We start from the raw sequence: 21,287 nt of genomic DNA, 5'->3' as shown, positions 1-21,287 counted from the left end.
CCTCCCTGATCTTCCTACTGCCATTTCAGGCATCCATCCGTTCGATCACGGTCGCGTTCGCCATGCCCGCCCCTTCACAAATGGCGATGAGCCCATAGCGCCCTCCGCGATCCTCGAGCGCGTTTAACAGCGTCGCCGCAATTCGAGTCCCCGTCGCGCCGAGCGGATGTCCGAGCGCGATGGCGCCTCCATGGACGTTCACGCGGTCCCACGGCGCGCCAATCTCCTTTTGCCACCCTAAGACCACGGGCGCGAACGCCTCGTTCACCTCGAACAGATCGATGTCTTCGACCTTGAGCCCAGCGTTCTGCAACACCTTTTCGGTCGCCGGAATCGGACCGGTCAACATCGTCACGGGGTTCACGCCCACCACGCTGAACGCGACAAACCGCGCGCGCGGCCGCAGTCCCAGCTTCTCCGCTGTCTCCTTGCGCATAACCAGCGCTGCGCTGGCGCCATCCGAGATCTGGCTCGCGTTGCCGGCGGTGATGAGTTCCAGATCGGGGAAGGCCGGCTTCAGCGACAACATCTTCTCGAGGGAGGTGTCCGTCCGAATGCCCTCGTCCTCTGCAAAGTACCCGGAGGACTTGGCGAGCGAAAGCGGGACCGGCACGATTTCGCGCCGAAACTTCCCTTCGGTCCTCGCCTTGGCTGCCAATTGATGACTCCGGAGACCAAATCGGTCGAGATCCTCCCTGGAAAAGCCCCATTCCTTCGCCAAGAGCTCGGCCCCGAGCGCTTGATCGAAGAAGGAGCGGTTGTACTGGCGCATGTGATAACGCGCTTCCAGCGATTCCGTCATCGGCGTCCCATAGACCCCAATGGAACACATCATCGGCACGCGCGACATTGCCTCGACGCCACAGGCGATGGCGATCTCGTACGCGCCGCTCATCACCCCCTGCGCCGCGAAGTGAAGCGCTTGCAAGCTCGATCCACACTGGCGATCGATGGTGCACCCCGGCACCGACTCCGGGAGCCCCGCCGCGAGCCAGGCATTTCGCGCGATGTTCACCGCCTGATCGCCAATCTGCGTCAGGCACCCTGCGATCACGTCGTCCACCGCCTCGGGCGGCAACTGGTTGCGCTCGACGATGGAGCGCAGGACGTGTCCCAAAAGATCCACCGGGTGCACGTCCTTCAGCGAGCCGTTTCTGCGCCCGATGGGCGTGCGGATAGCGTCGACGATCACGGCCTCGTACATGATGTCACCCTCCCTGCCCCGCGTTCAGCTCGCGGTGCCGTTTCCACTCTCGCTCTCTGAGCTCGACGCGGCGAATCTTCCCCGACGTCGTTTTCGGCAAATCCTCCACAAACTCGATTGCGCGCGGATACTTGTAGGGCGCGGTGATCCGCTTCACGTGCTCCTGAAGTTCGCGCACCAGCGCTTCGCGCCGCTCGGCGTCGGATGCCAACTCTCGATGAAGGTTGAGATCCTTCAAGACGACGAACGCCTTGACAATCGCACCCCGCACCTCATCCGGGCTCGATACCGCCGCGCACTCGCGCACCAGCGGATGTTTCACAAGCGCATCCTCCACCTCAAACGGCCCGATGGTGTATCCCGCGCTGATGATGATGTCGTCCGCCCGGCCGCTGAACCACAGATAGCCGTCCTGGTCTTTCTCGGCGCGATCGCCCGTGATGTACCACGCGCCACGAAACTGAGCTACCGTCCGCTCCTCGTCCTTGTAGTAGCCCCGAAAGAGGGCCGGGAAGTCCCGCCTGACCGCGATGTCTCCCACCTGGCCCGGCGGAAGCGACCTGCCCTCTTCGTCGACAATGTCGACAGCCCCTTCCACCGTCGGCAGCCCCATGGACCCGGGGCGAACCTCCGTATCGACGCACGTCGCGACAAGAAGCGTGTTCTCCGTCTGCCCGTACCCGTCGCGCACGGTGATCTGAAAATGCCGCCGGAACGTATCAATGACCTCCCGATTGAGAGGCTCGCCCGCGCTCACGGCCTGGCGCAGCGACGAGAGGCGAAACCTGTCTAGTCCATCCACCTTCGCCATCATCCGATATTCCGTAGGGGTCGCGCAGAGCACATTCACCCCTTCTTCGTCGATGAGCCGAAGGAACGTCTCCGCGTCGAAACGGCCGCCGTAGTGAAACCCTGTGGCTCCCGACATGAGCGTGGCGACGAATGGACTCCAGATCCACTTCGCCCATCCGGGCCCGGCGGTGGCCCACACGACGTCGTCCGGCTCAATGCCAAGCCAGCGCTTCGCAGCGATGTGCCAGTGCGCATATGCCCAGCCGTGGACGTGCATCACGCCTTTGGGGTAGCCCGTCGTGCCGGAGGTGTACGACAGGAAGGCGAGATCGTCCCGACGGGTCGGAACCACGTCCCACTCTCCGGGTGCGCCGCGCACGAGGTCCTCGTACGCCAAAAAGCCTTCGCGCGAGCCCTCCACCACCACGCGCAACTGCACCCACGGCGCCTCGGCGATGGCCGCCTCGGCCCGCTCCGCGAGTGCCGCGTGGGCGATCACGCCCTTCGCCTCCGCATGCTTCAGGCGATAGGCGATGTCGTTCGGCATGAGCAATTCCGACCCCGGCAGAACCACGGCGCCGATCGAGAGGATGGCGAGATACACGGCGTAGGTCTCCGGGCGGCGCGGCATCAACACCAGCACCCGGTCGCCTTTTCGAAGGCCGAGATCGTGAAGGGCGTGCGCCAGGCGAAGGGACTCGCGGCGAAGTTCGCCGTAGGTCAGCGTCCGCTTCGCTCCGGTTTCCGAGCGCCACACGAGCGCGCGCCTCGACTCGTCCCGGTCCAAAATGGCGCCCGCGATGTTAAACACGTCCGGCGCCAGAAGGTCCGCAAATGCAGCGGTTTGGGTTGGCTCCATCTCACGACGCTCCTCTCCAGGAAGCTCATGGGGCGCTTAATCGGCAAACGGGATGGAAAGGTGAGTGATGGGTTCGAAAAACGCTTCCACTTCGTCGGGCGTCACGCTCGCCAGGTCGGCGTGACGCCACCGGGGGCGCCGGTCCTTGTCGACGAGCTGGGCGCGCACCCCTTCGACAAAATCGCCCCGGCGAATGAATTGAAGAGCGAGATTGAGATCGGTCTCCAGGACCTCGCGGTACGTGGCGTTCCGCGCGCGGCGGAGCGCCTCGAAGGTCACCGCCAACGAGAGCGGCGAGCGCTGGCGAAGGATCTCGAGCGCCTGCGCGGCGAACGGGTCGCGCGTGGATCCCTCCCGCAGGCGAGCCAAGATGTCGGAGAGCGACGGGCTGTCGAAGTATGCCTGCACCCGCTGGAGAAAGTTCGCGACCTCCTCGGATGGCCGGTGCTCTGGGGTAAGCTTTTCTTTCAACCAGCGCTGGAGTTGCTCCGCGGTTTCTCCCTGTTCACCTCGCTTCGCGAGCTCCGCCTCAAAGGACGGGCGCTCGCCGCTCGCGAGCCAGCCGTTGGCCACGCCCGCCGCGAGGAGCACATCGGCCCCAACGGACTCGCCGGTGAGCGCCAGATAATGCCCGAGCCCACCCTGCATTCGGCTGAGCGCGTGGCACATGCCGACGTCCGGAAAGAAGCCGATCCCGGTCTCGGGCATGGCAAACCGCGTGCGGTCCGTCGCGACCTTCCACGCCGCGCCATACGTGAGCCCAACGCCGCCTCCCATCACGATGCCGTTCCACAGCGCGACGACCGGCTTTGGAAACCGCGCGACGCGATCGTCGAGCGCGTACTCCTCGGAGAAAAAGGCGGCCGCGGTGTCGAGATTCGGTTCATCCTTGGCGTCGTATAGCGCACGGATGTCGCCGCCGGCGCAGAAGGCGCGGTCGCCCTCGCCGTACAGCACCACGAGTTGGATCGACGGATCCTGCGCCATCTCGTCCAAGTGATGGCGAAGTAGGCGGATCATCTCGAGGCTGAGCGCGTTCAACTGCTTCGGGCGGTTGAGTGCGAGCCAAGCGACCGATCCTGTCCTTCGAAACACGATGCTGTCCATAGTCCACCTCGCTTGAAGTCAAAACCAACGCGTCGAGACAACCTTTCTTCGCGTGAAGAACTGAACGAGTTCCTTGCCGTTCTCGCCTGTCACGCCGTAAAAGGAGTCCTTGTGTCCTCCGAACGGGAAGAAGGCCACAGGCAGCGGAACGTTGACGTTGATGCCCACCATGCCGGCGTCAATGCGATCGCGGAACACCTGTGCGGCCTTGCCGCTCTGCGTATACAGGATGGCGCCGTTTGCGTAGCGCGAGCGATTCGCGATGGCAATGGCCTCGTCGAGATCGCGCGCCCGCACGACGGAAAGCACAGGGCCGAACAGCTCTTCCTGCCAGACGCGCATGTCAGTCGTGACGCCATCGAGCAAGCACGGGCCGAGATAAAATCCTTCCGGGTGTTCCTCGATGGCCGGCCGGCCGTCGACCACGAGCCGCGCAGACATCGCGGCTTCGTCGACGTAGGCCCGGACGCGATCGCGATGTTCCTTTCGAATCAGCGGCGTGACATCGACGCCTTCCTCAAAACCGTGGCCAATCTTCATGCGCCGCGCGCCCTCGGCCAGCCGCTCCACCACTTCGTCTGCGACGGAGCCCACGGCCACGACGACGGAGGTGGCCATGCAGCGCTGGCCGCCGTTGTGAAACGCCGCGCGCAGAATGCCGTCGACGGTCGGCTCGAGCACCGCGTCTTCCAGCACAATGGCGTGGTTCTTCGCGCCCGCGAAGGCCTGTACCCGCTTGTGGTGGCGCGCGGCCGTCTCGTACACGTAGGCGGCCGTCCTCGTCGAGCCGGTGAAGTTCACGGCGACAATCTCAGGATGCGTCAGGATGGCGTCCACAGCCTCCTTGCCGCCGTTCACCGCTTGAAGTACGCCCGGGGGCAACCCCGCTTCGTGAAACATCTCGACTAAGCGAAGGGTGGTCATCGGCGTCTGCTCCGACGGCTTCAGGATCAGCGCGTTGCCCGTGACGATGGCCCACCCCATCACCCACAAGGGGATCATGGCCGGGAAGTTGAACGGTGTGATGCTCGCGACAACGCCCAGGGGATATCGGTAGTACGTCTGCTCCAGACCCTCGGACACCTCGGCGAGCGATTCGCCCATCATCAGCGTGGGCGCGGACAAGGCGTGTTCAAGTCCCTCGATACCGCGATCCACCTCGGCTTGCGCGTCCAGGTAGCTCTTTCCGTGCTCCGTCGTGATCATCTTCGCGATGTTGTCCCGCTCCGCCTTCAGCTTCGCCAGGAAATCGAACACCACCCGAGCCCGCTTCACGACGGGCACGCGGCTCCACGAAGCAAACGCCCGCTTCGCGCCCTCGACGGCACGAGCCACGTCGGCGTGTGCCGATAGCGGCGCCTCGGCGATCACCTCGCCTGTCGCAGGGTTGTAGACCGGTACGGCGCCTTCGCTCTCAACTTCCACCCAAGTTCCATTCACGTAGTTCTGGAGACGGCGCATGCAGGTTCCCCTCTTTCCAGGCGATCACGCCCGTTGCTCGTTTTTGACATCCTGGATGTAGCGGTACATGGCGGCCATGTCGAGATCCGCGTATCCGCGTTCCGCCGCCCTTTCGTACATGTCAATCAGCACCTCGGTCATCGGCAACTCGAGTCCTTTGGCCGCGGCCATGTCCTTGGCGAGGTGCAGGTCTTTAATGAGAAGCCTCGTGGTAAAACCGGGTTCGTAGAAATCCTTCGAAATGAACAATTTCCAGTTGCGCTCGTAGATTCGGCTCTGGCCGTAGCTCACGTTGAGGATGGAAAACAACTGCTCCAGATCCATCCCCATCTCGCCTGCGAGCGTGAGCGCCTCGGCCACCGCAAGTGTGTAATATCCAATGAAGTAATTGTTGACCAGCTTCACCACCGATCCGGCGCCGACGTCCTCGCTGATGTGAAACACGTTTTGGCCGATGAGGTCGAGCAGCGGCTTCGCGCGGTCAAAGGCCGCCTTTGCCCCACCCACCATGACGGTGAGCGACCCATCCACCGCTCGTTCGACGCCGCCCGAGACCGGGGCGCCGAGATAGTCGATGCCGCGGTTGGCGAGCGCCTCGGCGACCTGATGATTCACCTGAGGCGACACGGTGCTGAAGTCAATCACAAGCTGCCCCGCGCGCCCCTCCTGGCTCACGAGTTCGCCGAACACCTGGGTCACTTCTGCGGGCCCTGGCAGGCTCGCGCACAACACGTCCGCCGCGCGCACCACGTCGAGAGCGGATTCACACGCTTTGCCGCCCTCTTGCGCGAACGCGCCTCGAGATCGCTCCACGACGTCATAGCCGTACACCTCATACCCGCCGCGCACCAAATTCAGGCTCATGGGCAGGCCCATCTTGCCGAGCCCCAAAAATCCAACCACCGGTTTTTCCATGAGTCTCTCACCTCACCTTATCCAATACGTACTCTGCGATGGCCTGAAGTTGGCCGATCTCGTCCGGGTAGTCCAAGCCATCAAGCTTCACGCCGACGTGGCGAGCGGCCTCGAGGAGCGGTGTGACACCATGGCGAACCGCGTCCGCCCAGGCGACGGCGGCGAACTCCGCGCCGAGATCGCGCGCGACACCTCGCCCGTCGGCGGCCAATGCCACCCGCACGAGCGCGGACTCCAACGCGTACATCCACATGTGGGCATCCGCGAGCCGACGCACGAGGGGCTGCTCATCCACGAGTCTCGCGCCCTCACGGGCGACTGCCGCCTCGACGACAGTATCAAAGCCCTTCTTCATGGCCCGAAGCACCTGTTCCGCGCCCTCGAGGGTCGCGCGAAGACGGCCTGCAGGGAGAGCTGCGGCTAAGGAAGCCGATCCACCAGGCGATGCGGCGCTTGATGAACAAGCGCTCGCTTCCCGAGCGCGAGACGAAATCAGGTCCCGCACAATCGCCAGCCGGTTGATCTCGTTTGTCCCTTCGAAAATGCGCGTGATCCGCGCGTCTCGGTACATCCGCGCAATTTCGTAGTCCTCCATGTAGCCGTATCCGCCGTGAATCTGCACCGCCTCGTCGATGACGAACGCCTGAACCTCCGTGGCAAGCACCTTGTTCAGCGAACACGCGGCGATACACGACGACAGAGCCGAAGCCACGCTGCGCACCTTCTCCTCCGGCTCGAGGTCCGACCGGAACGCGAGGTCCAGCGCCCGCTTCTTGCCTGGGGCAAGTTCCCCCGCCGTTCGATAGGCCGCGCTCCGCGCCACAAAGTACCGCGCCGCCATGTAGCCGAGCTTTTCCCGGATCATGCCGAACGACGCGATGGGTACGCCGAACTGGCGGCGCTCCTTGGCGTACGCCGCGGCAATCCGGATGGCTCGCCTCGTTTGCCCCAGTGCGTAGAGCGCCATCTTGTGCCTTGCGAGATTGAGAACGGAAAGGGCAATCCGGTGTCCATGACCACGCGCGCCGAGCAGGGCCGACGCCGGAACCTCCACGTCGTCGAGGATCAGGGAGGCCGTCGGGCTCGCGTGAATGCCCACCTTGTTCTCCTCCTTGCCGACGGACACACCAGGTCGATCTCGATCCACCACGAAGGCGGTCATGCCACGGCCGGCAAGCTGCGCGAACACCACAAACACGCCGGCCACGCGCGCGTTCGAGATCCACTGTTTTTGCCCAGAGAGAACATAGCATTTACGAGCTTCGTCCAAGCGGGCGCTGGTCTTGCCGTGGAGCGCGTCGGACCCCGCATCCGGTTCCGTGAGCGCGTACGACGCGATGACTTCGCCCGCAGCGAGCCGCGGCAGATAGGAAGAACGCTGCGCTTCATCGCCAAAATAGAGAATTGGGTGAAGCGCAACCCCGCTGTGAATGTTGATGGACACGCCGAATCCTGCCGTTTCCCCCAGCGTCTCCGAGACCAACAGGGACGAGAGAAGATCCAATTCCAGCCCGCCGTACTTTTCCGGCAGATCCACTCCGATGAGGCCCAATTCCCCGGCCTTCCGATAAAGCGCTTTCAGGACAGCGACGTCGCCAGACTCGAGCGCCTCCATGCGCGGAAGCACATCTCGTCCCACGAAGGATCGGGCCGTTTCCTCGATGAGATCATGCTCGTCGCTTCGGCGCTCCGGCGTGAGCGCGTCTTCGAAACCTAGGTGAAATTCCTGGGTGACATCCACCGTGCGACGCATCTCCTTCCGCCGAGCCGTATGCAAACGGTTTCAAGCAGGTCCACAAGTTTATGCGAACCCTCGCCCGGCTCGCGCACAACATTATGCAATCATTGTATAGATTCACTATACCCCGACGGCGACCTGGAGCGCAAGGGTCCGGCGCAGTCGGCTCACCGCCGACTGCGCACCTCGTAGATGAGAAACTTCAGGTAGTGCTGTTCTGGGGCACCGGCGATTTGGGGGTGATCGCTTGCGGCGCGCGCGTCGCGCACGACCCGCAGCACCTTGTGGGCATCGACAGCCGCCTCCAGGACGGTCTCCCGAAACCGCTCGGGCGACATGTGGTAGGAACAGCTCGCCGTGACGAGGAAGCCGCCCTCCCGCAGGATGCGCATGGCGCGGAGGTTGATCTCCTTGTAGCCTCTCGCCGCGCTATCGACGGAGTGCCGCGACTTCGCAAAAGCCGGCGGATCCAGGATGACCACGTCGTAACGCGCGCCGCGCGCATCCTGTTCGCGCAGGTAATCGAACGCGTTGGCCACGGCGAAGTCTATCCGATCCCACACGCCGTTTCGTTGAGCGTTGTGCCGCGCGAGCTCCACGGCGTCCGCAGAGATGTCCACCGCTGTGACGTGTGCCGCACCGTAGTGCAGCGCATGCACGGCGAACGCCCCCGTATGGCAGAAACAGTCGAGCACATGGGCGCCGTCCACATGCCCCGGAGCTTCGCCGAACAGCGCGCGCCGCGCCGTCCAGCCCGTCATGAGCGGTCGAATCGCCGCCCGGTTCTCCGACTGATCCCAAAAATACCCTGTCTTTTGGCCTTCGCGCAGATCCACTGCGAATGTGAGCCCGTTGTCGATCACGTCGACCACGTCGGGGACCTCGCCGTACACCGTCTCCACCACCAGAGGCAGCCCCTCCAGTGCTCGCACGGACACGTCGTTTCGCGCCAGGATCCCGACGGGCTTGTACACTTCGACAAGCGCTTCAAGCGCCTGCGCAAACAGCCGCTCCATGCCCGCAGTCAGCACCTGGGCGACGAGCACCTCTCCGAACCGATCCACGACAAGTCCAGGCACAAAATCTGCCTCGCCGTACACGGCGCGTCCATAGGAGAGCGCCTGCGGGTGAAAACCTGCGGCGGTACTCCAGCGCCTGTTGAAAGCGCCGGATGAAAAATCGACGTCGATGGGCTCGCCTTGCCGATAGGTCAGGACGCGCGCAAAGATCTGCGACTGGGGATTCGCGTAGCCGCGGGCCAAAAAGACGCCTTGGTGATTCACGATGTCGACGAGATCGCCCGGAGCGAGCGGGCCTTCCACCCGCTCCACCTCCGAGCGATAAATCCAGGGATGACCTTGTTCCAAGCGCCGCCTTCGATCGCGGCGCAGGACGAGGCGCGTTGGCAACAGCCCGTCTCTCCTCTCTGTCATGCGCTTGCCTCAATGACCCCGAGCGCGTTCAGAAGCGTATACAGGTGATCGCGGAGCGCCTTCGAGGCCGGCACAAGCGGCGAGCGGACGGATCCCACGTCGATGCCGATCAGGGAAAGCGCCTCCTTCACCGGCGCCGGGCTCGCCTCCATAAACATGGCTTCAAAGATGGGCAACAGCCGTGCACTCCAGTAGGCCGCCTCGTCCACCTGCCCTTGCCAGAACAGATCCATCATCGTGCGGATCTGCCGGCCGACGACGTGGCCCGCGACGCTCACGACGCCCGCGGCGCCAATGGCGAGCATGGGCAGCGTGAACTTGTCGTCCCCGCTGTAGAGAAGAAAGTCATCTGGCTTTTCGGCTGCAATGCGGAGGATCTGCGAAAAATCGCCGCTCGCCTCCTTGAGCGCGACAATGTTCGGGATGGCCGCCAGCTGAAGCGCGGTCTGCGGCTGCAGATTGACCCCCGTGCGCCCCGGCACGTTGTACAACATCACGGGCAAGGTGGTCGATTCCGCGATGTTGGCGAAGTGCATGTACAGCCCTTCCTGGGACGGGCGGTTGTAATACGGAGTCACGAGCATGACAGCCTGCACGCCGAGACGGGCGGCCTCGAGCGTGAGCTCAATGGAATCCTTGGTGGAGTTGGTGCCCGTGCCGGCAATCACCGGAATCCGGCCGTCCACCGCCCGAAGGGTGGCATCGAACAGGCGCAGCTTTTCCGAGTGGCTCAGAGTCGGCGATTCGCCTGTCGTCCCGCACACGACGACCGCGGTCGTGCCCGTGTCAATCAGATGATCCACAAGCCGCCGCAGCCGCCCCTCGTCGAGCGCACCCGTGGCATCGAAGGGCGTGACCATTGCCGTGATCAGACTTCCAAAATCCATACGCATCTCCCCTGTTCAGGTTCCGGAAAGCTGAAAGGCGCGGTGAAGGGCGCGAACTGCGTCTTCCATCTGACTTCCATCGACCAGCACCCAGATGGTCGTGTGCGAATCCGCGGACTGCAAGATCTCGATCCCGGCCTCCGCCAGCGCGTCCACAATTCGAGCCATCACGCCAGGAACGCCCATCATGCCCGCGCCAACGGCCGATACCTTCGCACATCCGGGCCGCGTCTCGACTCGGTAGCCGAGCTGAGACAGGTGGTGGACAGCCGCATCGGCGAGCGCGTCCGGTACGGTGAACGCCACCTCCGAGGGCGTCACCGAGATGAAGTCCACTGAGATGCGGTGTTCCGCCATCAGGCGAAAGATGGACGACGCCCCGATGCCCTCGCCCCGTACGCGAATCTGCGTGACGTTCGGCGTATGCGCAATCCCGGTGACGTAGCGATCCATCACGCGGCCGTGCTCCAAATGCGCTGCGGCCTGCGTCACGAGCGTGCCGGGATCGTCCGACAGGGTGCTTCGCACCCGGATGGGCACGTTGCCCTGCATCGCGAGCTCCACGGCCCGCGGGTGAATCACCTTCGCCCCCTGGTAGGCCATGTTACAGATCTCAGTATACGTCACCTGGCGCAGCTGGCGCGCGTCCTCCACGATGCGGGGATCCGCGGTCATGATCCCGGAGACGTCGGTGAAGATGTCGACCACTTCCGCCCCGAGCGCCACGCCGAGGGCGGTGGCCGTCGTGTCGCTCCCACCTCGCCCGAGCGTGGTCACGTCGCCGGACTCCGTGCAGCCCTGGAATCCCGTCACGACTGCGATTTCACCCGCTTCGAGCGCGGCCCGCAGCCCATCCGTGCGCACGTCCAGGATGCGCGCATTGCCAAAGTCGTCCGAGGTGACAATCCCAGCCTGCGCTCCGGTGAAGACGCGCACCCGGTGGCCCCGACTGCGAAGCTCGTGCGCAAAGACCACCGCCGAGATAATCTCGCCGCAGCTCATCAGGAGGTCGCGATCCCGCGGGTCGGGCTCGTGGCCTGCCCCATCCCCCGAATCCAACAGGCTGAGAAGCGTGTCTGTCGCATATGGGTCTCCGCGCCGCCCCATGGCGGAGACCACCACGGCGACCGCATACCCCTCGTCCAAGGCGCGCTCGACGTGGCGGTACGCCGCGCGCCTTGTCTCCGGTGTCGCCACGGACGTGCCCCCAAACTTCTGCACCACAATCTTCACAACGGCTCGACTCCTTCGCTCAACCCGCCATCTCGATGAGTTTCTCAGCTATCTGCACCGCGTTCCACGCCGCGCCTTTTAGCAAGTTGTCGGCGACGATGAAAAGGAGCATCGTGCACGGATCTTCTAAATCCTGGCGAATACGGCCGACGAACGTCTCCCCGCGATCCTCCACCATCCGAGGGTGCGGATAGGCGCAGGACGCCGGATCGTCGACCAACACGACGTTTTCGGCGTTTGCGAGGCGCTCGCGGACCTCTGCGACGGTAACCGGTTGGCGAAAGCGCACCGCGACCGACTCGGCATGACCGTACAGGACGGGCACGCGTACCGCTGTAGGGGTGACGCGCAGCGATGGGAGCTCCAGGATCTTTCTCGACTCGTTGACGAGCTTCATTTCCTCCTTGGTGTAGCCGTTGTCGAGGAAGATGTCGCACTGCGGAATAACGTTAAACGCCATGGGCACGTGCCGGTCCTGTTTGACCACCGGGAACACCGTGGTCACATCGCGCTCACCGGCTTCCGTCCGCCGGACCTCCTCTAAGAGGGCGTCAATCGCCCGCTGACCCATGCCACTCACGGCCTGATACGTCGAGATGGTCACGTGCTCGAGGCCAAAGTCGCGCAGCGCATGCAGCACCACCACCAATTGAATGGTCGAGCAATTCGGATTCGCGATAATGCCGCGATGATCCGCGAGGGCGTGCGGGTTGACCTCCGGCACGACGAGCGGCACGTCCTCATGCATCCGGAACGCCGACGAGTTGTCGATCACGACGGCGCCGCGCTCCACGGCGACTGGTGCCCATTCTTCGCTCGCGGACGCGCCGGCGCTGAACAAGGCGATGTCCACGCCGTCGAATGAGTCAGGCTGGACGGCCTGGACGGTGAGTTCCTCGCCTCGGAACGGGATGCGTGTCCCCGCCGACCGAGGGGAAGCGAGAAGTCGTACCTCTCCGACCGGAACGCCGCGGCGTTCGAGCGTGGACAACATCCGCCTGCCCACCGCGCCCGTTGCGCCGAGAATCGCGATGTGATACCGATCTTTTCTCTCCATCCCCAAACTCCTTCTCCCAGAATCCGCGCTCAAGGCCTATCTTCGCGCCAGCGTTCGATGAGCACCGGCTGGAGTTGGCGCCCTTCGAGCGCAGCCGCGACGGTATCAGGAATCAACCGCATGAGCGCAACAAGCGAGTTCATTTTAACATGCGGCGCATCCTGGCCAAACGGCACAAAATAGATGTTCTTCGCGTTCATGAGCGTCGCGATGTTGTACAAGCTCAAGCCTAGCCCATCATTGGTGGAGATGGCAACCACGACAGGCCGGCCGTTGCGCAGGGTGGCCTTGGCCGCCATCAGGACCGGGGAGTCGGTGTTGGCATGCGCGAACCTGCTCAAGGTGCTGGCCGTGCAAGGCGCGATGACGAAGGCGTCGAGCGCCTTGGACGGCCCGAGAGGCTCGGCCTCCGGAATCGTGGTGATGGCCTGGTTGCCCGTGACTTCTTCAATTTTCCGAGCCCACTCTCCCGCCTTGCCAAACCTCGTATCGGTGTGCATCACGTGGTGGGAAAATACAGGAATGACGCGCGCGCCGAGATCGCACAGACGCTTGACTTCTGGGAATATCTCTTCGTAAGTGCAATGACTCCCGGTCACGCCAAAGCCGATAGTCTTTCCGCTCAGATCCATAGCTCTTCCTCCTCGAACTCCGGCTCGTCGTCGTCTGCCAACATGCGCGTGATGGATGCCGCGATGATCCGCCCGGCCGTCCGCGGCGCGACAAGTCCCGGCAGACTCGGCGTGAGAATGGCCTTGATGCCTCGCCGCTCGGCGTACCGAAAGTCCGTGCCGCCGGGCTTGGACGCGATATCGATGATCACCGCTTCCCGCCGCATTCGCTTGAGCACGGCCGCCGGCAGCACCATGGCTGGAATGGTGTTGAACACGATATCCGCGTCGTGCACGGCATGCTCAATGTGTTTCAGGGGTACAGGGGTGAGCGACTGCTCGTGGATCCGGGCGAGATCGCGCGGGTCCGACGCGCACACGTGGACGACGGCCCCCATGGCGTGCAACTTGTGCGCGAGGGTTTGGCCACACCGCCCGAAGCCGAGAACGACGGTCTTGGCGCCGTGCAGCGTGATGTCTGTCTCTTGCATCGCGATGGCAATGGCCCCTTCGGCAGTGGGAATCGAATTCAAAATCGCCACGTCGTCGAGCTCCATCAACTTCACCAGGCGGAGCGAGTATCGTTCGCACCACTCCGTGAGCACGCGATGCGCGATGCCCGTGAAGACGAAGGTGCCGGGCCGCATGGCCTGAAAATGGGACTCTTTCAATTCCACGGGCTGCGGCGCGAAAGCGGTATCGACGCGCCCGTCGTCCTCCATGCCCGCGACGGGCAGCACGAGCGCGTCCGCCTGCGCAAACACCGCCTCACTCGGCTCGGCAAATGTCGTGTCGGCAAACGTCCGCCCGAGTTCCGAGAAGCCGATGAGCGTGGCGCTCGCGTCGTTGTCGGTGATCTGCGCGATGACTTCCAACTGACGCCTGTCACCGCCGACGAAGACCAGGTGTTTCCCAGTGAGCATCGAGGTCACCTCGCCATTGGCATGCGCCATAGCTTATGACGCCCGCCCACGAGGGGTGCGCACGAAATGAGGCCCAGGTGCCCGCTGACACCTGAGCCTCCTACCTGGCCCTCCTCGATATGGAGTTGTCGAGGTGAGAGATCACACCCGCCCCGTCGATCCAAATCCGCCAGCGCCGCGCGCCGTGGCGCCGAGATGGTCGACCGCCACAAGGCGCGCCACATAGATGGGCGCAATGACGAGCTGAGCGATGCGCTCCTTCGGTTGCAGGACAAACTCCTGCGCGCCGAGGTGGTGAAGCGGAACGACGATCTCGCCCGTATAGTCACTGTCGATGACCCCGACGCCATTCGCGAGCGCGATGCCGTGTTTGGCTGCGAGCCCACTTCGCGCGTATACGAGGGCGACCGCGTCCCGTCGCGGCAGTTGAATGGCGAGGCCCGTTGGCACGGGTACAATCTCGCCCGGCCGCACGACCCGGGGTGCTTCCAGGCAAGCGCGCAAATCCATCCCAGCGGAGCCCTCCGTGGCGTACTGAGGGAGATCGTCAGGGGTGAGGAGGGGCGACACGATTTGGACTTTGACCTCCATCTCCCACCCCTCCATCATGACGATACACACACCTTTGCGGCGCGATCGAACGCGAACTCGGCGAGCGGCCCAACAGCCGCGAGCGCGAACCCGTGGCTCAAGACGTCCTCGGCAACGCGCTGGATGTCCTCGGGCGCAACCGCATCAATGCCCGCGAGGGTCTCCTCGAGCGGGACCTCGCGGCCGAGCAGAATCTCCTTTTTCGCCAGCCGGCTCATCCGGCTCCCTGAGCTCTCGAGCCCAAGCATGAGCGCCCCTTTCACCTGTCGCTTGGCTTTTTCGAGCTCGTCGCGAGAAATGGGCTCTTGCCACATGCGCGCCGTGACCTGTTGAACGAGCGCCAGGACCTCCTCGGCCGTCTCTGGCGAGGTGCCCACGTAAATGCCGAACATGCCCGCATCGCGGTAGCCCGTGTGAAAGGAGTACACAGAGTAGGCCATCCCGCGCTCCTCCCGAATTTCCTGAAACAAGCGGGAGGATTGCGTACCTCCGAGCACGTTGTTCAACAGAAGCAGTGGGTACAATTCGCGCGATCCGGCCGGATACCCCGGCGCCGCCAAACAGATGTGCACCTGCTCGATGTCCTTATCTTCGGTTGTCACGGTCTTGTGGAAAGGCGGGGGGACTAACGCCGGGGCGCCATCCGCGCCTTTGCTCAACCCGCCAAAGACGCGCTCCACTTCGCGAATCACCACATCCTCGGGGACATGCCCCGCGACCGAAACCACCATGCGCTCCGGCCGGTAGTGCCGGTTCACGTACCGGACGAGGTCCTCCCGCGAAAACCGGAGCAGATTTTCGTCACGGCCGAGAATGGCGTACCCCAGCGGATGCTCCCCATAGACGCCGCGCGCAATCAGATCCATGACGAGCTCGTCCGGCGTGTCCTCGTACATGCGGATCTCCTCGATCACGACGCGCTTTTCCTTTTCCATCTCTTCAGGCGCGAAGCGCGAATCCGTGAGCATCTCGGCCAGGGTTTCGAGCGCAATGGAGAAATGCTCATCGAGCACGCGCGCGTAAAAGCACGTGAACTCCTTCGCGGTGAACGCGTTCACCTGGCCGCCGAGATCGTCAAACAAATGCGCCAATTCCTTGGCGGAGTGGCGCGACGTCCCTTTGAAAAACATATGTTCAAGAAAGTGGCTGATGCCGTTCTCGCTCTGGGATTCATAGCGAGATCCGGTTTCCACCCAGATCCCCAAGCTCACCGAGCGGATGGAGGACATCTCTTCCCCCACCACGCGAATCCCGTTTCTCAATGTGGTTCGGTATGTCAACCGCATGGCCTCCTACATCGCTGATGACGCCGTCGCACGGCGCCGCGCCTTCATGAGCGGATGGTCTCCCGCGCCAGGACCGTGGGCGGTGTCACGGCCGGCCGCTCATCGATCACGTCTTCCACTGTCTTCATCCGGTACCCACGCGCCTCGAGCCAGCGGATGACCGCTGGGAGCGCCTCGACGGTCGACGCCGTCGGGTGCATAAGCACGAGCGCGCCTGGCTCTGCCCCCCGCTGCACCCGCGCCACAATGTCGGAGGGAGGCGGGTTCCTCCAGTCCACGGTGTCCGCCGTCCACAGGATGACGTACATGCCGCGCGACTTTGCAAGCGGCGCGAGGCGAGCATTGTACGAGCCGGCGGGCGGCGCGATGAGCCGCGGCGCTCTGCCCGTGATGGCCGCGAGTATTCGGTTCGTTTCGTCGATCTGCGCCGCCAGCTTCGCGTCGTTCAGCCGCCGAAAGTCCGGGTGTCCGTATCCGTGGGATTCCACGGCGTGCCCGTCTCGAGCCATGGCGCGGACGAGATGGGGAAACTTCTTCGCCCAGGCGCCGTCGACAAAGAACGTCGCCTTCACGTGCGCGTCCCGCAAGATCTGAAGCATCCTCGGAACGTACGCCTCGCCCCAGGACACGTTCACCATGAGGGCGACAGACTTTTCCTCCCTCGGACCGCGATAGATCACATCAGGCGGGAGGTCCCGGAGCCGCACCTTCGGCGGCACCACCCGCCACACGAGGTGAAGCGCGCCGTCGTGGAACCGCGCCGTCTCACGCTCGCTCGCCGCCGCATCGAGGGAAAAGCCGGACAGGCCCGGAATGTTGTGCCACACGCGGTCTCGCCGGGCATCCACAGGAGGATTCGCCCACGCGCGGCTCACCTCCTCCCACACGCGCACCGACGAGGCGGGCGCCGGTTGGGGTGCAACGTCCGCGCGTGTCCAGAACAAGGCGCCGAACGTCCAAATGCATGCACCCGCGCATACACTAAGGGCCATCTGCCTTGGCTTCATCAGGCATCCCTCCATCCGCATTCCACGCGGATTAGGATGCCTCCACAAGCGAGGGGTCAATCACGGATGGGTCCTTCTTGGCGCAGCCTTCGGCCCGGCGCTGTGGCCGTGATCCCGCCGCCCATGTCCGCCCTGCGGACCGCGCCCCGGACCGCTCGACGGACGCGGCGGCTGAGGCGGTGCAGGCGGCTGCATGGCCTTCAACACCTCTTTGCGCGATAGGTTGATTCGACCCTGGTTGTCGATCTCGGTGACCTTCACCGTGAGCGTGTCGCCGACCTGGCAGACGTCCTCCACCTTCGCAACGCGGTTCAGGTCGAGCTGCGAGATATGCACAAGCCCCTCTTTGCCAGGGAGAATCTCAACAAACGCCCCGTACTTCTCGACGCGGGTGACTTTCCCCGTGTACGTGGCACCGATCTCGACGTCGCGGACGATGTTCTCGACCATCTCCCGGGCCCGATTCGCCTGCTCGGCGTCGGTGCTGTGAATGTACACGCGGCCGTCTTGCTCGATGTCGATTTTGACGCCCGTCTCCTCGATGATTTTGTTGATCACGCGCCCACCCGGGCCGATGACATCGCGGATTTTATCGGGATGGATCTTGACCGTGATGACCCTCGGCGCGAATTTCGACAGGTCAGCGCGGGGCTCGGAAATGGCCTCCATCATCTTGCTCAAGATGTACATCCGACCTTCGCGCGCCTGCTTCAACGCGCGCTCCAGAATGGACCGGTCAATGCCGCTGATCTTGATGTCCATCTGCAGCGCAGTCACGCCCCGCTCCGTGCCGGCGACTTTGAAATCCATGTCGCCCAGATGATCCTCGATGCCCTGGATGTCGCTCAAAATGGCGACCTGATCGCCTTCCTTTACAAGTCCCATCGCGATCCCGGCCACTGGCGCCTTGATGGGCACACCCGCGTCCATCAGCGCCATGGTGCTGCCGCAGATGCTCGCCTGGGACGTGGAACCGTTCGACTCGAGGATCTCCGATACCACGCGGATGGCGTACGGAAACTCCTCGGGCGAGGGAATGACGGGATCGAGCGCGCGCTCGCCGAGCGCCCCGTGGCCGATGTCCCGCCGGCTCGGCGCGCGCAACGGCTTCGCCTCCCCGACGCTAAACGGCGGGAAGTTGTAATGGTGCATGTATCGGTTGGACTTCTCTATCTCGAGCCCGTCAAGCAACTGCTCATCGCCCATGGAACCCAGGGTGCACACCGACAGCGCCTGCGTCTGACCGCGCGTGAACAGCGCCGATCCGTGCGTCCTCGGCAAAAGGCCCACCTCGCACGAGATGGGGCGAATTTCGTCTAGGCGCCGGCCGTCTGGGCGGATGCCTTCCCGCAGAATGGCCTCGCGCACCCGCTCCTTGAGGATGGTGTGCATGACCTCGGCGATGTCCGCCTCCTTCTCGGGGAACGTCTCCTTGAAGTGCTCTAGGACTTCGGCGTTCAGATTCGCGAGCGCCTCTTCGCGCGCGAGCTTGTCCGGATTCCGAACCGCCACGCTCACTTTCTCCGTGGCGTACGCGCGCACTGCGGCCTCCAGCTCCGGATCCACCTTGTGCAGTTCGACCTCGCGCTTCTTGACGCCGACCTTTGCCGCAAACGCGTTGATCTCGTCGCAGATGGTCTGAATGACCTGGTGACCATACAGGATGGCCTCGAGCACAATCTCTTCCGGCACTTGGTTGGCTCCTGCCTCCACCATCACGATGGCGTCTTTCGTGCCGGCGACGACGAGATGCAGGTCGCTCTTTTCGGACTGTTCGACGGTGGGGTTGATGACAAATTGTCCATCCACGAGCCCCACAATGACGCCGCCGATGGGCCCGTTAAAGGGAATGTCCGAAATGGTGAGCGACGCCGATGTTCCGATCATCGCCGCGATTTCCGGCGCACAGTCTTGGTCGACGGAGAGGACGAGATCGACGATCTGCACGTCGTTGCGGAATCCTTCTGGAAACAGCGGCCGGATGGGGCGGTCAATGAGGCGCGACGCGAGAATCGCGTGCTCACTCGGCCGCCCCTCGCGCTTGATGAAGCCGCCGGGAATTTTCCCGACCGCGTAAAGTCGTTCTTCGTAGTTCACGGTGAGCGGGAAAAAGTCGAGCTCCTTCGGCTCTTTGGAAGCGGTGACTGTGGCCAACACCACCGTTTCACCGTACTGAACGTGGACCGCCGCCGTCGCCTGTCGAGCCAGTTTCCCAGTCTCCAGGACAAAACGCCGGCCCGCCACTTCAAACTCATGGCGAACCACCATGGATCTCCTACCTCCTACCCTCTCAAGCGGCCGGATGCCGCGTGCCTTCCTATGTACAAACGGGGGTTCCACGCCACATGCAAAAGAAGCGGGCCGAAGCCCGCCTCGTCTCAGTGGCGCAATCCGAGGGATTCAATCAACTGCCGGTACCGGTTGATGTCCTTCTTCCGCAAGTAGTTCAACAGGTTGCGGCGGCGGCCAATCAGTTTGTAAAGGCCGCGGCGCGAGTGATGGTCCTTCTTGTGAACGCGGAAGTGCTCCGTCAGCGAATTGATGCGCTCCGTCAGAAGCGCAATCTGCACTTCCGGCGAACCCGTGTCGAGATCATGCAACTGATATTTCGCAATAATTTCCTTCTTCTTGTCCGCTTCGAGCATGATGATCCTCCTTGAACATGGAATCGCTGCATCGAAGAACAGGCCGGAGGTTCCTGATCCGCGGTGCAGTTCATCGTGTTGCGCACACGGTCAACACTATACCACAGTATCCATGCGAATGCCAGTCACGCCGTGCCCCGCGATGCGGTCCGCCATCAACGAGGGCCGTGGCGTCTCGCCACGTGAGCCACCCAGTCGCCACCCGCGATGCGCGGCCCGCCGCGCCTCGCCTGCTCCGCAGGCATGCAGTAGACCCACCCGCGAAGGTCGCGCACCTCATCCGATACGATGGTCCGCGTATACAGATGAGGGTAGTCTTCCAACGCATCCAGGGCGTGCATTCCCTCGTCGGTGACGACCACCCACTCCCCGGCGATCACGCCGTCCTCGTCGAGGGTCGCGGCTGGATACGATCCCCAGTCGTACAGGACGCCGCGGATGCGGCCTGGGCCGAGATCGCGCACCAGGTGGGGTCGCATGACGACGCGATTAGGCTGCCCTCGGCGCAATGTGCCATAGACGAACACCGTATGATGCGCCATGTCTGCCCATCCCGCCCTCAGGTCGACACCGGTCGCCCCGACTGCGCGCCGCTGGAGAGGCCGACCAGCGCGCGAGCCAGCTCACAGTCACGAGCGATTTGAGCGCGCAAGGCCTCGAGGCTGGCAAACTTCATCTCGTCGCGGATCCGGCGGAGAAACGAGACGCGGAGCGTCTTCCCGTACAGGTCGCCGTCGAAATCGAGCACGTGCACTTCGAGCTGAAAGGCGCGTCCGTCGACCGTCGGGCGGTATCCCGCGTTCAGCACGCCGAACGCGTGGCCGGAACAGAGGTGAGGCCCCTCTTCCACTTCGACAAACGCGGCGTATACCCCGGCCTTCGGCAAGACGTACTCGTCGATGCCACCCAGATTTGCCGTGGGAAATCCGATGGTGCGGCCGCGCTTGTCCCCGTGGACGACCTCACCGGCGATGATGTACGGCCTGCCGAGCAGTGCTTGAGCTGCCTCGACGCGCCCCTCGCGCAGGTGCTCGCGAATGCGAGAACTTGAGATTTTGTGGCCGTGCTCTTCCACCGGCTGGACCACCTTCACGTCGAAGCCCCGTTCTCGCCCGAGTTCGCGCAGAAGGTCAACGGTCCCTTGTCCACCCCGTCCAAAGCGGAAATCGGGCCCCACCACGACGTGCCGCACGCGCAAGGGCACGAGATACCCGTCGACGAAGGCCACAGGTTCCAGTTGCTGAAACGCGCGATCGAAGCGGGCGATGTAGAACGCGTCGACACCAAGTTCGGCGAAGATCCGGACGCGCTCGGGGCGAGGGGTGAGCCATCTGGCGTACTCCGGGTTGCCCGTCAACGCAAATGTCGGATGCGGCTCAAAGCTCATCACGGCGAGGCGCTCGTCCGGGGTCAACAGCCCTCGCGCGGCGTTCACGATGGCGCGGTGACCCAAGTGCACGCCGTCGAATTTCCCGATCGCTAAAACCTGCGGCGCGGGCGATGTGGGCGCCTTTCCCTCCATGACGATGAATTCCACG

19 protein-coding genes are annotated in these 21,287 nt (G+C 63.7%); all 19 read right to left on the bottom strand.

Annotated elements, in window-relative coordinates; translation table 11 throughout:
- Window positions 1-25: 25 nt before the first annotated feature.
- On the bottom strand, window positions 26-1,204 hold the full coding sequence (locus tag TC41_RS06450) for a thiolase family protein (protein WP_014464207.1): 1,179 nt from the start codon (window positions 1,202-1,204) through the stop codon (window positions 26-28).
- 4 nt (window positions 1,205-1,208) lie between these two features.
- The gene (locus tag TC41_RS06445) at window positions 1,209-2,855 is read right to left on the bottom strand and encodes an acyl-CoA synthetase (RefSeq protein WP_014464206.1); all 1,647 of its coding nucleotides are present in this window, start codon (window positions 2,853-2,855) and stop codon (window positions 1,209-1,211) included.
- Between the two features lie 36 nt (window positions 2,856-2,891).
- Window positions 2,892-3,950, bottom strand: coding sequence for an enoyl-CoA hydratase/isomerase family protein (locus tag TC41_RS06440; protein WP_237700048.1), 1,059 nt, complete (start codon window positions 3,948-3,950; stop codon window positions 2,892-2,894).
- Between the two features lie 30 nt (window positions 3,951-3,980).
- Window positions 3,981-5,423 (bottom strand): CoA-acylating methylmalonate-semialdehyde dehydrogenase, encoded by a 1,443-nt coding sequence (locus tag TC41_RS06435; protein WP_014464204.1) that lies wholly within the window; start codon window positions 5,421-5,423, stop codon window positions 3,981-3,983.
- Window positions 5,424-5,447: 24 nt separating this feature from the next.
- A complete protein-coding gene (locus tag TC41_RS06430; protein ID WP_014464203.1) occupies window positions 5,448-6,338 on the bottom strand; it encodes an NAD(P)-dependent oxidoreductase in 891 nt (296 codons plus the stop codon).
- Window positions 6,339-6,345: 7 nt separating this feature from the next.
- Complete coding sequence (locus TC41_RS06425; protein WP_014464202.1) at window positions 6,346-8,091, bottom strand: acyl-CoA dehydrogenase family protein; 1,746 nt, start codon at window positions 8,089-8,091, stop codon at window positions 6,346-6,348.
- Window positions 8,092-8,243: 152 nt separating this feature from the next.
- Window positions 8,244-9,509: a class I SAM-dependent rRNA methyltransferase gene (locus tag TC41_RS06420; RefSeq protein ID WP_014464201.1), complete on the bottom strand. Its 1,266-nt coding sequence runs from the start codon at window positions 9,507-9,509 to the stop codon at window positions 8,244-8,246.
- The gene (gene dapA, locus TC41_RS06415) at window positions 9,506-10,396 is read right to left on the bottom strand and encodes a 4-hydroxy-tetrahydrodipicolinate synthase (protein ID WP_014464200.1); all 891 of its coding nucleotides are present in this window, start codon (window positions 10,394-10,396) and stop codon (window positions 9,506-9,508) included. Before dapA ends, TC41_RS06420 begins: the two co-directional genes overlap by 4 nt.
- A gap of 15 nt (window positions 10,397-10,411) precedes the next feature.
- The gene (dapG, locus tag TC41_RS06410) at window positions 10,412-11,629 is read right to left on the bottom strand and encodes an aspartate kinase (RefSeq protein ID WP_014464199.1); all 1,218 of its coding nucleotides are present in this window, start codon (window positions 11,627-11,629) and stop codon (window positions 10,412-10,414) included.
- Between the two features lie 19 nt (window positions 11,630-11,648).
- Window positions 11,649-12,686 carry an aspartate-semialdehyde dehydrogenase gene (locus tag TC41_RS06405; RefSeq protein ID WP_014464198.1) on the bottom strand — a complete coding sequence of 346 codons (1,038 nt, stop codon included), beginning with the start codon at window positions 12,684-12,686 and terminating at the stop codon, window positions 11,649-11,651.
- Between the two features lie 29 nt (window positions 12,687-12,715).
- Window positions 12,716-13,318: a dipicolinate synthase subunit B gene (locus tag TC41_RS06400; RefSeq protein WP_014464197.1), complete on the bottom strand. Its 603-nt coding sequence runs from the start codon at window positions 13,316-13,318 to the stop codon at window positions 12,716-12,718.
- Window positions 13,309-14,250, bottom strand: a complete 942-nt coding sequence (dpsA, locus tag TC41_RS06395) for a dipicolinate synthase subunit DpsA (RefSeq protein ID WP_014464196.1) — start codon at window positions 14,248-14,250, stop codon at window positions 13,309-13,311. The genes TC41_RS06400 and dpsA overlap by 10 nt, the downstream gene beginning before the upstream one ends.
- A gap of 111 nt (window positions 14,251-14,361) precedes the next feature.
- Window positions 14,362-14,811 carry a dUTP diphosphatase gene (gene dut / locus TC41_RS06390; protein ID WP_041695129.1) on the bottom strand — a complete coding sequence of 150 codons (450 nt, stop codon included), beginning with the start codon at window positions 14,809-14,811 and terminating at the stop codon, window positions 14,362-14,364.
- A 14-nt stretch (window positions 14,812-14,825) separates the two neighbouring features.
- Window positions 14,826-16,091 (bottom strand): M16 family metallopeptidase, encoded by a 1,266-nt coding sequence (locus tag TC41_RS06385; protein WP_148260135.1) that lies wholly within the window; start codon window positions 16,089-16,091, stop codon window positions 14,826-14,828.
- 50 nt (window positions 16,092-16,141) lie between these two features.
- Window positions 16,142-17,104 carry a polysaccharide deacetylase family protein gene (locus tag TC41_RS06380; RefSeq protein WP_041695128.1) on the bottom strand — a complete coding sequence of 321 codons (963 nt, stop codon included), beginning with the start codon at window positions 17,102-17,104 and terminating at the stop codon, window positions 16,142-16,144.
- A 60-nt stretch (window positions 17,105-17,164) separates the two neighbouring features.
- Window positions 17,165-19,372 (bottom strand): polyribonucleotide nucleotidyltransferase, encoded by a 2,208-nt coding sequence (locus TC41_RS06375; RefSeq protein WP_014464192.1) that lies wholly within the window; start codon window positions 19,370-19,372, stop codon window positions 17,165-17,167.
- A gap of 110 nt (window positions 19,373-19,482) precedes the next feature.
- Complete coding sequence (gene rpsO / locus TC41_RS06370; protein WP_008339940.1) at window positions 19,483-19,749, bottom strand: 30S ribosomal protein S15; 267 nt, start codon at window positions 19,747-19,749, stop codon at window positions 19,483-19,485.
- 155 nt (window positions 19,750-19,904) lie between these two features.
- Window positions 19,905-20,291: a gamma-glutamylcyclotransferase family protein gene (locus TC41_RS15735; RefSeq protein ID WP_041695127.1), complete on the bottom strand. Its 387-nt coding sequence runs from the start codon at window positions 20,289-20,291 to the stop codon at window positions 19,905-19,907.
- Between the two features lie 17 nt (window positions 20,292-20,308).
- Window positions 20,309-21,286: a bifunctional riboflavin kinase/FAD synthetase gene (locus TC41_RS06360; RefSeq protein ID WP_014464190.1), complete on the bottom strand. Its 978-nt coding sequence runs from the start codon at window positions 21,284-21,286 to the stop codon at window positions 20,309-20,311.
- Window position 21,287 lies beyond the last annotated feature (1 nt).

The organism is Alicyclobacillus acidocaldarius subsp. acidocaldarius Tc-4-1 (assembly GCF_000219875.1).
Lineage (GTDB): Bacteria > Bacillota > Bacilli > Alicyclobacillales > Alicyclobacillaceae > Alicyclobacillus > Alicyclobacillus acidocaldarius_A.
This window is presented reverse-complemented; position numbering and strand designations above follow the sequence as displayed.